This is a genomic window from Rhodanobacter sp. UC4452_H20, from assembly GCF_052978205.1.
Genome location: NZ_CM129662.1, coordinates 1,315,198 through 1,327,636, shown reverse-complemented (window position 1 = coordinate 1,327,636; position 12,439 = coordinate 1,315,198). Strand labels below are relative to the sequence as shown.

General features: G+C 67.7%; 15 protein-coding genes. 5 read left to right on the top strand and 10 right to left on the bottom strand.

All coding sequences use genetic code 11. The annotated features are described in order from the left end of the window. Positions 1-154 precede the first annotated feature (154 nt). Positions 155-430 (top strand): hypothetical protein, encoded by a 276-nt coding sequence (locus ACVCMC_RS06445; protein WP_447099081.1) that lies wholly within the window; start codon positions 155-157, stop codon positions 428-430. Between the two features lie 295 nt (positions 431-725). On the opposite strand, the gene ACVCMC_RS06440 is transcribed toward ACVCMC_RS06445, so the two are convergent. Further along, entirely contained in the window at positions 726-1,382 is a 657-nt protein-coding gene (locus ACVCMC_RS06440; RefSeq protein WP_447099080.1) for a glutathione S-transferase family protein, read from the bottom strand. 98 nt (positions 1,383-1,480) lie between these two features. Next, complete coding sequence (locus ACVCMC_RS06435; protein WP_447099079.1) at positions 1,481-1,960, bottom strand: VOC family protein; 480 nt, start codon at positions 1,958-1,960, stop codon at positions 1,481-1,483. A 204-nt stretch (positions 1,961-2,164) separates the two neighbouring features. Between ACVCMC_RS06435 and ACVCMC_RS06430 the strand changes: the two genes are divergently transcribed. Then, positions 2,165-3,766, top strand: coding sequence for a tetratricopeptide repeat-containing sulfotransferase family protein (locus tag ACVCMC_RS06430; RefSeq protein ID WP_447099078.1), 1,602 nt, complete (start codon positions 2,165-2,167; stop codon positions 3,764-3,766). A gap of 113 nt (positions 3,767-3,879) precedes the next feature. Here ACVCMC_RS06430 and ACVCMC_RS06425 read toward each other — a convergent pair whose 3' ends face one another. Together ACVCMC_RS06425 and ACVCMC_RS06420 are read right to left on the bottom strand one after the other, a co-directional pair. Then, the gene (locus tag ACVCMC_RS06425) at positions 3,880-4,725 is read right to left on the bottom strand and encodes a diguanylate cyclase domain-containing protein (protein ID WP_395118054.1); all 846 of its coding nucleotides are present in this window, start codon (positions 4,723-4,725) and stop codon (positions 3,880-3,882) included. A 112-nt stretch (positions 4,726-4,837) separates the two neighbouring features. After that, the gene (locus ACVCMC_RS06420) at positions 4,838-5,194 is read right to left on the bottom strand and encodes a DUF1428 domain-containing protein (protein WP_395118056.1); all 357 of its coding nucleotides are present in this window, start codon (positions 5,192-5,194) and stop codon (positions 4,838-4,840) included. A gap of 136 nt (positions 5,195-5,330) precedes the next feature. Here ACVCMC_RS06420 and ACVCMC_RS06415 point away from each other — a divergent pair, with 136 nt between their 5' ends. From ACVCMC_RS06415 to ACVCMC_RS06405, 3 genes are all read left to right on the top strand, one after another. Continuing rightward, entirely contained in the window at positions 5,331-5,549 is a 219-nt protein-coding gene (locus ACVCMC_RS06415) for a hypothetical protein (protein ID WP_447099077.1), read from the top strand. A gap of 211 nt (positions 5,550-5,760) precedes the next feature. Next, a complete protein-coding gene (locus ACVCMC_RS06410) occupies positions 5,761-6,162 on the top strand; it encodes a DUF6795 domain-containing protein (RefSeq protein ID WP_395118060.1) in 402 nt (133 codons plus the stop codon). Between the two features lie 43 nt (positions 6,163-6,205). Continuing rightward, the gene (locus ACVCMC_RS06405) at positions 6,206-7,369 is read left to right on the top strand and encodes a lipase family protein (protein WP_447099076.1); all 1,164 of its coding nucleotides are present in this window, start codon (positions 6,206-6,208) and stop codon (positions 7,367-7,369) included. A 5-nt stretch (positions 7,370-7,374) separates the two neighbouring features. Here the strand turns inward: ACVCMC_RS06405 and ACVCMC_RS06400 are convergent, their stop codons facing one another. The 6 genes from ACVCMC_RS06400 to ahpC all read right to left on the bottom strand — a co-directional run bounded on the left by ACVCMC_RS06400 (position 7,375) and on the right by ahpC (position 12,334). Further along, the gene (locus tag ACVCMC_RS06400) at positions 7,375-7,938 is read right to left on the bottom strand and encodes a hypothetical protein (protein WP_447099075.1); all 564 of its coding nucleotides are present in this window, start codon (positions 7,936-7,938) and stop codon (positions 7,375-7,377) included. A gap of 68 nt (positions 7,939-8,006) precedes the next feature. Next, positions 8,007-8,534, bottom strand: a complete 528-nt coding sequence (gene msrA / locus ACVCMC_RS06395; protein ID WP_395118066.1) for a peptide-methionine (S)-S-oxide reductase MsrA — start codon at positions 8,532-8,534, stop codon at positions 8,007-8,009. Continuing rightward, positions 8,531-8,989, bottom strand: coding sequence for a peptide-methionine (R)-S-oxide reductase MsrB (msrB, locus tag ACVCMC_RS06390; RefSeq protein ID WP_395118068.1), 459 nt, complete (start codon positions 8,987-8,989; stop codon positions 8,531-8,533). The genes msrA and msrB overlap by 4 nt, the downstream gene beginning before the upstream one ends. Before the next feature lie 99 nt (positions 8,990-9,088). Continuing rightward, on the bottom strand, positions 9,089-9,913 hold the full coding sequence (locus tag ACVCMC_RS06385) for an NAD-dependent protein deacetylase (RefSeq protein ID WP_447099074.1): 825 nt from the start codon (positions 9,911-9,913) through the stop codon (positions 9,089-9,091). Between the two features lie 85 nt (positions 9,914-9,998). After that, entirely contained in the window at positions 9,999-11,591 is a 1,593-nt protein-coding gene (ahpF, locus tag ACVCMC_RS06380; protein ID WP_447099073.1) for an alkyl hydroperoxide reductase subunit F, read from the bottom strand. A gap of 179 nt (positions 11,592-11,770) precedes the next feature. Next, positions 11,771-12,334 (bottom strand): alkyl hydroperoxide reductase subunit C, encoded by a 564-nt coding sequence (gene ahpC, locus ACVCMC_RS06375; RefSeq protein ID WP_395118074.1) that lies wholly within the window; start codon positions 12,332-12,334, stop codon positions 11,771-11,773. Positions 12,335-12,439 lie beyond the last annotated feature (105 nt).

Below are 12,439 nucleotides of genomic sequence, written 5' to 3'. Positions count from 1 at the left end.
AAGCGACACGGGCGATGTGCGTTCGTACTGCAGGAAAGGTCACGACGAATGGCTAGGTCGCCGGGACCAGGATTGAACGAAAGCGGCACGGCAGCTTCACGTTGTCGTGGAGGTGGTGTTCGTAGCATGGCCGGACTACTCCCGGGAGCATGTCATGGCCGATGAAAATGCCGGCAGGCAACTCGATCACGTGACTGACACGCTGGCGCAGCTCAAGGAAATGCGCCACTACGCCAGGAACAATGTGGAGCACCTGACGGCGATCTGGCTGTTGTTCGACGGTGAATTGTCGAAGCTGAAGCAGACCGACAAGATCGACGATCTGATGAACCGCCAGGGCCAACTCCATGATGCACTGGAGGCGGTGATTGCGGATCTGGAGGCATTGCAGCAGAAACTGCAGCCGCCACCGGAGGGCGCGGCAGGCTGAGGACCAGTTTCGCGCCCCGGTCCGGTGCTTGCGTACCGAAGGGGTATTACCACAGCAACAAGGAAGAGCTGCGTGCCTCCGGAGTACCGTCTGGAACCTTCACCACCGGTCGCGGCCTGAACGCCTTGCGGGAAGCCGGCTGGAAGCTGTGCACGTTGAGTTTCGACGGCAAGCTCACCCGGCGGGGACGGCAGTTGGATGGCTGCCTGGCACGGATGAGCTGAAGCGTCGGCCGCATGATCTGCAGCCTTCCCGGAGATCCTGTTCCGCCGAAGGCGCAGGCCGCCGACGCGCCTCAACCGTCGGCGGCGTGCTTGCCGGTGAACACCGCCAGCTGCGCGGCGAACGCGCGCTTGTACGCGGGCCGCGCTTCACCGCGGGCGACATAGGCGGCGAGGCGCGGATATTCGGCGAGCATGCCGGATGGCTTCAGGCGCAGCAGCGTGTGGACCATCATGAGGTCGCCGGCGCTGAACGCGCCGTCGAGCCAGTCGGCATCGCCCAGCCGGACGGCGAGCTGGCCCAGCCGGTTGCGGATGCGATTCTTGATGAGCGGCAGCCGTTCTGCGGCCCATGGCTTGTCGCCTTCCAGGAACCTGGCGGTCTGCAGATCGAGGATCGGCGGCTCCACCGTGTTGAGTGCGGCGAACATCCACATGATGGCGCGCGCCCGGGCATTCACGTCGTCGGGCAACAGACCGGCGTGGTGTTGCGCGAGGTGGAGCACGATCGCGCCCGACTCGAACAATGTCAGCTCGCCTTCCTCGTAGGTGGGGATCTGCCCGAACGGATGCAGCGCCAGGTGGGCAGGCTGCTTCATCGTGCCGAACGAGACGAGGCGGACCTGGCAGGCTTGGCCCACTTCCTCGAGTGCCCAGCGCACGCGCATGTCGCGCGCGAGGCCCTGGCCGCGATCCGGCGAGCTTTCAAAAGCGGTGATGGTGGGGATCACGGCGAGACTCCGGGTGGATACGCGATGTCATGTCGGGTGGCGGCAGCGCTCGGTTCGCTGCGCAGGCGGTGGGGGCCAGCGCCGGCGGTTGAAACGCATCAGCCGCGCCGGGCCGCCTCGATCGCGGCGATGTCGATCTTGGTCATGTCCATCATCGCGTTGAACGCGCGCCGGGCGACGGCGGGGTCGGGGTCGCTGATCGCCGCCATCAGTGCGCGCGGGGTGATTTGCCACGACAGGCCCCACTTGTCCTTGCACCAGCCGCAGGCGCTGGGCTGGCCGCCGTTGTCGATGATCGCGTTCCACAGGCGGTCGGTTTCAGCCTGGTCGTCGGTCGCCACCTGGAACGAGAACGACTCGTTGTGCCGGAACGTCGGGCCACCGTTCAGGCCCAGGCACGGGATGCCCATGACCGTGAACTCGACCGTCAGCACGTCGCCTTCCTTGCCGGAGGGATAGTCGCCTGGCGCCCGATGAATGGCGCCGACGGTGGTGTCGGGGAAGGTCTTGGCGTAGAACGTGGCGGCCTCCACGGCGGCGCCGTCGTACCACAGGCAGATCGAGTTCTTGCTGGTCATGCGTGTTCTCCGGGTTGTGGGCGGCGTGGCTTGCATGATCTGCGACGAACGAGTGGCGGGCAGATCGACATCCCGCTATTCCGCCATGCGCGGCTGGCGACATCAGGCCATGTGCGTCGATGTGCCGTGGCAAACTGCACGGACTGCGGCCGGTTGCGGCCCGACGAGTGCGAGGTCGATCGTTTTGCATCCGGACGTTGTGCCATGAACAGTCATCTGGATACGGTGGCGTTTCCGCTCGGTCGCCGGGCGCGGCAATGGTTTGCCGAGCAGCAGTTCGACGCGGCGCGGGAGGCGCTGGAATCGCTGCTTCGGCAGGTCCCCGCCAACCCGTTCGTGCAGATGGATCTTGCGGCGGTGCTGCTGCGCTGTGGTCGCCTGGGCGACGCCGCGACCTTGATGCTCGATGTCGCGCAGTCCGACGATCCGCAGCCGTCGCTGGACATCCAGTTGGCGCGCGGGCTTTCCGCTGCCGGCGAGGTCGTCGCGACGCGATCCTGCCTGGATCGGCTGGAGCGGGCCGCGGATCTGCCGGCCATGCTGCTGGCCGAACAGGCCCATTTGCGCTGGGGCATGCGGGACATCCCCGCCGCGCGACGGATGATCGATCGCGCGGTCGCCGCAGGTGCCGACGCGCCGCGCGAACTCCATCTACAGGCCATGCTGCGGCAGTTCGCCGGCGAAACCGACGAAGCGGGCCGCCTCCTGGATGCCTGCCTGGATCGCTGGCCTGCCTTCGGCGATGCGGCGCTGGCGCGGGCCAACCTGCGTACGCAGACGGCGCAAACCCACCACCTCGATTTTCTGCGCCTGCAGCTGCAGCGGCTCCCGGCCGACGCCGGAGCTCCCGCGCAACTGGCCAATCGCGCCGCGTTCGAGGCGGCCGTGTTCAAGGAACTGGACGACCTGGGTCGATACGATGAGGCATGGCCAGCGATGCAGCGATGCAATGCGCTGATGCACCGGGTCAGGCCGTACGATGCGCAGGGCGAGACCGCGGTGGTGGACGTCTTGATCCGGGTTGCCGGTTCGCTGGGAAGGTCGGCGGCGCCGGGCGCGCAGCAGGAAGAAGGGCCGCAGCCGATCTTCATCGTCGGCATGCCGCGCTCCGGAACGACGCTGCTCGACCGCATGCTGTCCAGTCATTCGCAGGTGGCCTCGGCCGGCGAGATCATGGATTTCCCGCAACAGTTGCGCCGGGTCGCCGGGGTGGTCCCGCATGGCGCGGCAGGCACGCTGGCCGCGATCGAGCGCGGTGCGGAGCTGGACCTGGCCGATCTCGGTGCGCGCTATCTCGCGCAGACGCGCTGGCGGGCACCGGGGTGTCGCTACTTCATCGACAAGCTGCCGACCAACATACGCATGGTCGCCCACATCCGCCGCGCGTTGCCGCATGCGCGCATCGTGCACGTGGTGCGCGATCCGCTGGAGGTGTGCTTCTCGAACCTGAGCATGATGTTCGGGAACCGGGCGGCGTACAGCTACGACCAGCGTGCCATGGTTCATTACTACGGCCAGTACCGCCGCCTGGCGCGGCATTGGCAAACCACGATGCCCGATTCCATGATCGAAGTGGCCTATGCGGATCTCGTCCGCGAGCCGGGCGTCGCCTTGCGCAAGGTTCTCGACCATTGTGGTCTCGCGATGGAGGAAGCCTGCCTCCACCCGGAGCGGAACGCGGCGCCGGTGGCCACGCCCAGCGCCGCCCAGGTTCGCGAGCCGATCCACGGCCGGGGCAGCGGCCGCTGGCGCCCTTACGCGTCGCACCTGGACGTGTTGCGCGGGGCGGTGCTCGACATGGCGTGAGCTGCTGTGGCGCGGCGCGTATCGCGTCGCGAAGACGGGGCGGTGTTTCGAGGGCCTCGTGCGGCGCTTCGCGGCCTGCGCTTTTGCGACGCAGCCCGGCTTTCCGCCACGTGCTACTGGCGGCGCTTGGAGATGTACATCGCGCGGTCGGCGTGCGCCAGCAGCGCCTCGGCGTCGGTGCCGTCGCGGGGGTAGCAGGCGATGCCGATGCTGGCGTCGGGGCGGAACGGGCCGTCGGGCAGGGTGCAGGGCAAGCCGAGGCGGGCGCGCAGGTCGTCGGCGATGGTGCGGGCGGCCCGGCTGTCGCGGCAACCCGGCAGCAGCGCCACGAACTCGTCGCCGCCGACGCGCGCCACCAGGTCGCCCTGGCGCAGGCCCTGTTGCAGCCGCTGACCCACTTCGCGCAGCACGCGATCGCCGGTTGCGTGGCCGGCGCGGTCGTTGACTGCCTTGAATCCGTCGAGGTCGAGGTAGAGCACGGCCAGGCCAGAGCCGGTTTCCGCCGCGTTGGCGATGGCGTACTGCAGTTCGACGTGCAGGCGGTGACGGTTGGGCAGGCCGGTCAGCAGGTCGTGGGTGGCGCGATGTTCCAGTTCGCGCTCGTTGCGGCGCAGCTCGGTGACTTCGTGGGCCACGCCGATGCGCACGCCGTACTCCGGCAGCCAGCGTGCCGACCACTGGATGTCCACGCTGTGGCCGTCGCGGTGGATGTAGCGGTTGCGGAAGTGGCGTTGCAGTTCGCCGGCCATGACCTGTCCGGCTTGCCGCAAGGTGGCCTCGCGGTCTTCCGGATGCACCAGTTCGAAAATGCGCCGGCCGAGCACCTCGGCTGGTGCGTAGCCGAGTATCCGTTCGAAGCTCGCGTTGACGTAAAGCAGGCGTCCCTCCGCATCGACCACGCAGACCGCATCGGGCATCAGGTCCAGCACTTCGGCGAGCGGGGGAAGCTTGGCAATCATGGAGTGGCGCGCGGTCTTCGGGCATTACCGGTTGGCTTGCAGTATGGCCAACCGGGCAGGCCGAGGCTACCCGTCGAACCGCCGGGAACGGAAGGCGCGGGTTCGGCGGCACTCAGCCTGGCAGGCTGACCACCGGCACGAAGCCGCCGAAGATCATCCGCTTGCCGTCGAACGGGCAGTTGGCGGCTGCCTCCATGCGCGGGTCCTTCATGATCTTCTCCATGCCGGCGTCGCGGGTGGGCTTGTCGGGCCACTCGATCCAGGAGAACGCCACCGCTTCGTCCGGCTTCGCCTGCACCGCGCGGCGGAAATCGGTGAGCTTGCCGTCGGGCACGTCGTCACCCCAGCACTCCACGACGCGGAGGGCGCCGACCTCAAGGAAGATCGCGTCATAGGTGCGGGCGTGGGCGATGAACTGCGCGCGATTGGCCTCGGGTACGGCGATCACGAAACCGTCGATGTAGGACATGAGCGGACTCCTGCGGAGGACACGGCCGGGATGGCCGGTCTGCCATCGTGCGACGAACGAGCGGGCGCGGAATCGACGCCTGCGGCGAAGCGGGCCGATACAATCGGCGGACCACTTGCGACCGGGCAGCACGAGCATGCGCAGTTTCGACGATCTCCACGACGGGCACTGGCAGGCCGCGCTGCTGGACGCCTCGTATGGCAACGTGCGGCTGGTGTTCTCGCGCGCCGGCGCCGGCGAGATCCGTCAACTCGCCCTGCCGGCGGAGAACCTGCGCGTGGCCGAGGACGAGCTGGCCACGATGGACGATGCCCGGTTGCGCCAGCTGCTGGCCGAGTCCGAGCCGTGGGCGTAGCGCACGAGACGGCTCGATGCCGGGACGTCGAACCCTGCACTTTTTTTGCGGGCGGTTTGCCGGTACGGTTGGCGTTCGAGGGGGACAGGGCATGCTGATGCGGGCGGGAGAACCTGGCAAGGGGATGCGGCGGCGATTCTTGTCGCGGCCCGGCACGCTGGCCGTGGCGGCACTGTTCTTGTTGGCTTTCATTCTGTCCGAGGGGTGCGCCATGGGGTTGTCCAGTCCGCTGGTGCTGTTTTCCGAGGTGCATGGCACGGTGCTGAGCGGCGGCAAGCCGGTGCAGGGCGCCGAGCTGGTGCAGGAAGTGGTGTGGTCGGACAACAAGAACGACGTGCCGCCCGCACACACGCTCAGCGATGCGCAAGGCCGCTTCCACTTTCCGGTGGTGGAGCATCGCCCCGGCGTGCTGCGCGCGGTGCCGCACCAGCCGGTGGTGCTGCAGAAGATCACCATTCGCCACGAAGGCCGCGACTACACCGCCTGGCGGCACACCCGGAATTCCTACGAGCCGAATGCGGAGCTCGACGGCAAGCCGCTCAACCTGGAATGCGAGCTGACCCGCGCGCCCGATTTCGAGGGCACGCACTACGGTATCTGCAAGGCGATCTGAGCCGGAAGCTCAGTTGACTGGAAGCAAGCGGGGAGGGATGGGGATGTCGAATGACCTTTCACCGGCGCAGGCCGCCGAGATTGCGGACAGTGCGTACGCGTTGCGCCTGTCCACCGACATGGTGGATGCGGCGACCGCCGCGCCGACGGCGCGCGAGTCGTTCGACCTGCTGGGCGGCACGCGGCTGACCGGTTCGACCGGCCTGGGCAGCTCGCCGATCAGCCAGCGCACCGGCTTCGGCTACGTGGCGCGCGGCAGGAACGCGCGCGAACGCGAGCGCCTGGTCTCGATCCGCGGCACCTTCAAGACCAGCGCTTACGACTGGCTCAGCAACCTGCGCATGGCCGGCGTTTCCGGGCCGAGCGGCTACACCGTGCACGCCGGCTTCTGGGCCGCGGCGCAGACCCTGCTGCCGCAGATCCGCCAGGCGATCGGCTCACCCGCCGACGTCTCCACCATCCACGTGGTCGGCCACAGCCTCGGCGGCGCGATCGCCACGCTGGTGGCCGACAGCCTCGGCGACCTCGGCTGCAAGCTGCAGCTGTACACCTTCGGCGCGCCGCGGGCGGGGGTCGAGTTGCATGCGCAGTACCTTACCCGACGGCTGGGCGCCGACGCGATCCACCGGGTCTACCACGACACCGACCTGGTGCCGATGGTGCCGGTCTATCCGTACAGCCACGTGCCCTGGCGCGATACCGCCTACCGCATGAAGGGGCCGGGCAAGCTGGTGTCCATCGAGGCGCACCTGATGCCGCAATACCGTCGCTCGGTCGGCGACGCCACCTGGCGGGCGCTGCCGGTGCTGCAGGAAGGGCCGGACAGCTTCGAACAGGCCGAAGCCTGGCTGGGCATGGCCGCCGCGGTCGGCGGGCCAGGCATGATGCTGTCGGCGACCGCGCTGCGCTGGATCCTCCGCGCGCTGGACTGGATACTCTCCGCGCTGGGCCACGGCGCGGGCCTGGCGGTGCTGGGTGGCGCCACCATCCTGGACACGCTGGCGCGGCTGCTCTACTCCGGCGCGCTGCAGTCGCTGCGACTGGCGGCGATGATCCGCAACCTCATCACCGCGATCATGCGTTTCATGGGCCGCGCCGTGGCAGCCACGGTCAACATCACCGTGGCCTTTGTGGAGTACGTGCTGGGCATGCTGTTTCGCGTGGTGTCCACGATGGCCCGGCAGGCAGTGGATGTGCTGCTGCGCTGAAGCGGTCAGCGGAGGTGGGCGAACAGCATCGCGATATAGGCGCCCATCAGCGTGGCGCTGAAGACCACCAGCGCCTTGTGCAGCCACTCGCGCGAGGTCCACGCGCCCAGCAGTGAGCCGGCAATGAAAATCAGCTGGAAGCCTGCATCCAGCGTCCGGGGCAGGGCGCCGTGGAGCATCCGGCTCTTGCCGAGGCTGATCACCAGCAGCAGCACCAGCAAGGTATAGAACCAGCGGTGGTTGGCGTAGTAATGCCGGCGCAGGTCGACCGGTTCACCCGCGGTGATGTCCGGCAGGACCAGCCCGGCCAGCAGGTACAACGGCACGGTTTGCGCCAGCAGCACGGAGAAGCCGAGGAAACTCCAGTCCTGGCGCAGGCGCAGGTCGTACATGGCCCACCAGACTTGCACGTCGAGTACCAGCAGCAAGATGGCCCACGCCAGCGAAGGCCAGTACATCGTGGCGCTGGAGCGCGCCAGCATCAGGCCGCGCAGACCCTGCAACACCTGGGTGATCGCCAGGCCCACGATGATCGAGAGCAAAACGGACAGGTAGCTGAAAGCATCCATGTTCGATCCGGGCCGGTGTGGATTTGCGCAAACGCACTTTGCCCGAGCAGCTCGGCTCGCGCCAGCGATCAGCCGGCTTGCCCGGTTTCTCCGCCGCGATGCGGCAGCTTCCAGTCCGGCCGGATGAAGTGGCAGGTGTAGCCGCCGGGGTAATGCTGCAGGTAGTCCTGGTGCTCGGGTTCGGCCTCCCAGAAATCGCCGGCGGGGGCGAGTTCGGTCACTACCTTGCCCGGCCACAGGCCACTGGCCTCGACATCGGCGATGGTGTCGAGGGCCACCTGCCGCTGCGCCTCGCTGGTATGGAAGATCGCCGAGCGATAGCTGCTGCCGCGGTCGTTGCCCTGGCGATTCGGCGTGGTCGGGTCGTGGATCTGGAAGAAGAACTCCAGCAGCCGGCGATAGCTGATCCGCGCGGGATCGAAGATGATCTCGATCGCCTCGGCGTGGTTGCCGTGATGACGGTAGGTGGCGTTCGGCACGTCACCACCGGAATAGCCCACGCGGGTAGACAGCACGCCGGGCTGCCGGCGGATCAATTCCTGCATGCCCCAGAAGCAGCCACCGGCCAGGAGCGCGCGTTCGCTGGTCGGGTTCATGCGTCGTCCCTCGCGTGGTCGAACAGGTGGAGAAACTCGCCGTAGCCCTCTTTCTCCAGCTGTTCCAGCGGAATGAAGCGCAGCGAGGCAGAGTTGATGCAGTAGCGCAAGCCGCCACTGGCGCGCGGGCCATCGGGGAAGACGTGGCCCAGGTGGCTGTCGCCGTCGCGCGAGCGCACCTCGGTGCGGAGCATGCCATGGCTGGTGTCGTGCTTCTCCACCACGCGCTCGCCCTGCACGGGGCGGGTAAAGCTGGGCCAGCCGCAGCTGCTGTCGAACTTGTCCAGCGAGCTGAACAGCGGTTCGCCGGAAACGATGTCGACGTACAGGCCGGGCGCGGCGTGCGCGTTGTAGAGATTGTCGAACGGGCGCTCGGTGGCGGCCTCCTGGGTGACCCGGTATTGCTCGGGCGTGAGCCGGGCTAGCGCTTCGGCGGTCTTGCGGTATTTCGACATGGGAGCCTCCGGGGATGGTCGACCTGCACGCCGGCGCGCAGCGGGCGTTGCTGACTACATGGGGTTCGTCGGAGGCGTGCCAAGGTTACTCCCCGGCGATCAGATGACGGCCAGCGGTTCGGCGTCCAGCACGAACGCCAGGGCATCGCTGCAACGCGCGTCGACCTTCAGGCTGAGCAGCGCATCGGCGCGCGTGCGGCCGAGCGTCACCGCCGCCACCGGCTTGCCGGCCCTCGCCGCGGCCTGCACGAAACGGTAGCCGGAATAGACCATCAGCGAGGAGCCGACCACCAGCACGCCACCCGATGCGTCGAGCGCCTGCGTGGCCGCTTCCACGCGCCCGCGCGGCACGCCCTCGCCGAAGAACACCACGTCCGGCTTCACGATGCTGCCGCAGCGAGGGCACGGCGGCACGGCGAAGCGGGTGAAGTCCTGGCCGTCCAGGTCCGCGTCGCCATCGGGGGCGATGGTGGCGTCGAGGTGTTGCCAGGCCGGGTTGCTTTCGACCAGCTGCTGCTGGAATGCATCGCGCGGCAGGCGCCAGTCGCAGGCCATGCAGCGCACTTCGTCGAGCCTGCCGTGCAGGTCGACCACGCGCTCGCTGCCGGCGCGCTGGTGCAGGCGATCGACGTTCTGGGTGACCAGCAGCTCGATGTGCCCGCGTCGCTCCAGTTGCGCCAGGGCCAGGTGCGCAGGATTCGGGCGCGCCTGGCCGAAGTGCGGCCAGCCGATCAGGCTGCGCGCCCAGTAGCGCTGGCGCGTGGCGTGTTCGTGCATGAAGGCCTGCAGCGTCACCGGCGGGGGGCGCTTCCACTCGCCCTCGCGGTCGCGGTAGTCGGGAATGCCGGAGTCGGTGCTGACACCGGCGCCGGTCAGCACGAACAACCGCGGGTGGGCCTCGATGAATTGCTGCAGCGGAGTCATGTCTTGCGAGCCGGGTGACGCGCCGAAAGCGGCCGCCCGAGCATAGCCGCCCCGCGGCGCTTGCCGCGGGTGCCCTCAGCGATGGTCAGGCTGCCACCGCCTCGGGTTCGACCGCCGCCGCCACGGGGCTGCGGATGATGTGGTCGAACGCGCTCAGCGCGGCGGTGGAACCGGCGCCCATCGCGATCACGATCTGCTTGTACGGCACCGTGGTGGCGTCGCCGGCGGCGAACACGCCGGGCATGGAGGTCTGGCCGCGTTCGTCGATGACGATCTCGCCGCGGGGCGAGAGTTCCAGCGTGCCCTTCAGCCACTCGGTGTTCGGCAGCAGGCCGATCTGCACGAAGATGCCCTCCAGTTCGAGCGTGTGCATCTCATCGCTGACGCGGTCCTTGTAGACCAGCGCGCTGACCTTCTGTCCGTCGCCCAGCACCTCGGTGGTGAGCGCGCTGACGATGATGTCCACATTGGGCAGGCTGCGCAGCTTGCGTTGCAGGACGTCATCCGCGCGCAGCTTGCTGTCGAACTCGATCAACGTGACGTGGCTGACGACGCCGGCCAGGTCGATCGCCGCCTCGACGCCGGAGTTGCCGCCGCCGATCACCGCCACGCGCTTGCCCTTGAACAGCGGGCCGTCGCAGTGCGGGCAGTAGGCCACGCCCTTGTTGCGATACTGGTCCTCGCCGGGCACGCCCATCTGCCGCCAGCGCGCGCCGGTGGCCAGGATCACCGTCTTCGACTTCAGCGTGGCGCCATTGGCCAGTTGCACCTCGACCAGACCGCCGGGTGCGGTCGCGGGCACCAGCTTCTCGGCGCGTTGCAGGTTCATGAGATCCACGTCGTAGTTCTTGACGTGTTGCTCCAGCGCCGCGCCCATTTTCGGGCCTTCGGTGTAGTCGACCGAGACGAAGTTCTCGATCGCCATGGTGTCCAGCACCTGGCCACCGAAGCGCTCGGCCGCCACGCCGGTGCGGATGCCCTTGCGCGCGGCGTAGATTGCCGCTGCGGCACCGGCCGGTCCGCCACCCACCACGAGCACGTCGAACGCGTCCTTGGTCTTGATCTTCTCCGCTTCGCGGGCGCTGGAGCCGGTGTCGATCCTGGCCAGGATCTGCTCCAGGCTCATGCGGCCCTGGTCGAACAGCTCGCCGTTGAGGAACACGGTGGGCACCGACATCACCTGGCGCGTCTCGACCTCGTCCTGGTACAGCGCGCCGTCGATGGCGACGTGCTGGATGTTCGGATTGAGCACGCTCATCAGGTTCAGCGCCTGCACCACGTCGGGGCAGTTCTGGCAGGAGAGCGAGAAATAGGTCTCGAACCTGTATTCGCCATCGAGGCTGCGCACCTGCTCGATCAGCTCGGCCGCCGCCTTGGACGGATGTCCGCCGACCTGCAGCAGGGCCAGTACGAGCGAGGTGAATTCGTGGCCCATCGGGATGCCGGCGAAGCGCACGCCGATGTCGGTGCCAACGCGGTTGATCGCGAACGAGGGCTTGCGTGCTTCGCTGTCGTCGCGGCGCAGGCTGATCTTGTCCGACAACGTCGCGATCTCCCGCAGCAACTCGTCCAGCTCGCGCGACTTGGCGCCGTCATCCAGCGCTGCGACCAGCTCGATCGGTTGCGTCAGCTTTTCCAGGTAGGACTTCAGTTGGGTCTTGAGGGCTTCGTCGAGCATGGCGAACACTCCGAAACGGATAAGGGGGATGCGGGAGGCTTGTGGCAGCGGCCGGCGCCATGGGGAGGGCCGACCTGACGGAGGGGGGCAGGCCGGACGCAGGCCGCTGGCACAAGCATCCTGTGCGGAGCCCGGGCGCACCGCGGCGCCCGGGTCCGTGACATCGTTGCAGCGAAAACTCAGATCTTGCCGACCAGGTCCAGCGACGGCGCGAGGGTCTTCTCGCCTTCCTTCCACTTGGCCGGGCAGACCTCGTTCGGATGGGCGGCGACGTACTGCGCGGCCTTGACCTTGCGCAGCAGTTCGGACGCGTCGCGGCCGATGCCGCCAGCGGTGATCTCGACGATCTGGATCTTGCCCGCGGGATCGATCACGAAGGTGCCGCGATCGGCGATGCCGTCGGCCTCGATCAGCACGTCGAAGTTGCGCGAGATCTGGTGGGTGGGGTCGCCGACCATGGTGTAGTTGATCTTCTTCACCGCGTCGGAGGTGTCGTGCCACGCCTTGTGCGCGAAATGGGTGTCGGTGGAGACCGAGTAGATCTCGACGCCCAGCTTCTGGAATTCGGCGTAGTTGTCGGCCAGGTCCTCCAGCTCGGTCGGGCAGACGAAGGTGAAGTCGGCCGGATAGAAGAACACCACCGACCACTTGCCCTTCAGGTCGGCTTCGCTGACTTCGATGAACTTGCCGGCCTTGAGGGCCTGGGCCTTGAACGGTTTCACTTCGGTGTTGATCAGGGACATCTGCTTGGCTTCCCGTGGTGGTTGGACAACGAAAGGAATGCTACGAGCCCGTCGCCAATTTATCTAATTGATTGTTGGCATGGGTTTGATTGGCTGTAGCTATCG

Excerpts from the sequence above, each read along its gene's own strand:
- ACVCMC_RS06425 (WP_395118054.1), bottom strand. The coding sequence starts at position 4,725 with ATGATTGCCAAGCTTCCCCCGCTCGCCGAAGTGCTGGACCTGATGCCC.
- ACVCMC_RS06410 (WP_395118060.1), top strand. The coding sequence starts at position 5,761 with ATGGGGTTGTCCAGTCCGCTGGTGCTGTTTTCCGAGGTGCATGGCACG.
- ACVCMC_RS06385 (WP_447099074.1), bottom strand. The coding sequence starts at position 9,913 with ATGACTCCGCTGCAGCAATTCATCGAGGCCCACCCGCGGTTGTTCGTG.
- ACVCMC_RS06435 (WP_447099079.1), bottom strand. The coding sequence starts at position 1,960 with ATGACCAGCAAGAACTCGATCTGCCTGTGGTACGACGGCGCCGCCGTG.
- ahpC (WP_395118074.1), bottom strand. The coding sequence starts at position 12,334 with ATGTCCCTGATCAACACCGAAGTGAAACCGTTCAAGGCCCAGGCCCTC.
- msrA (WP_395118066.1), bottom strand. The coding sequence starts at position 8,534 with ATGAACCCGACCAGCGAACGCGCGCTCCTGGCCGGTGGCTGCTTCTGG.
- ahpF (WP_447099073.1), bottom strand. The coding sequence starts at position 11,591 with ATGCTCGACGAAGCCCTCAAGACCCAACTGAAGTCCTACCTGGAAAAG.
- ACVCMC_RS06430 (WP_447099078.1), top strand. The coding sequence starts at position 2,165 with ATGAACAGTCATCTGGATACGGTGGCGTTTCCGCTCGGTCGCCGGGCG.
- ACVCMC_RS06420 (WP_395118056.1), bottom strand. The coding sequence starts at position 5,194 with ATGTCCTACATCGACGGTTTCGTGATCGCCGTACCCGAGGCCAATCGC.
- ACVCMC_RS06400 (WP_447099075.1), bottom strand. The coding sequence starts at position 7,938 with ATGGATGCTTTCAGCTACCTGTCCGTTTTGCTCTCGATCATCGTGGGC.
- ACVCMC_RS06405 (WP_447099076.1), top strand. The coding sequence starts at position 6,206 with ATGTCGAATGACCTTTCACCGGCGCAGGCCGCCGAGATTGCGGACAGT.
- ACVCMC_RS06415 (WP_447099077.1), top strand. The coding sequence starts at position 5,331 with ATGCGCAGTTTCGACGATCTCCACGACGGGCACTGGCAGGCCGCGCTG.
- ACVCMC_RS06445 (WP_447099081.1), top strand. The coding sequence starts at position 155 with ATGGCCGATGAAAATGCCGGCAGGCAACTCGATCACGTGACTGACACG.
- msrB (WP_395118068.1), bottom strand. The coding sequence starts at position 8,989 with ATGTCGAAATACCGCAAGACCGCCGAAGCGCTAGCCCGGCTCACGCCC.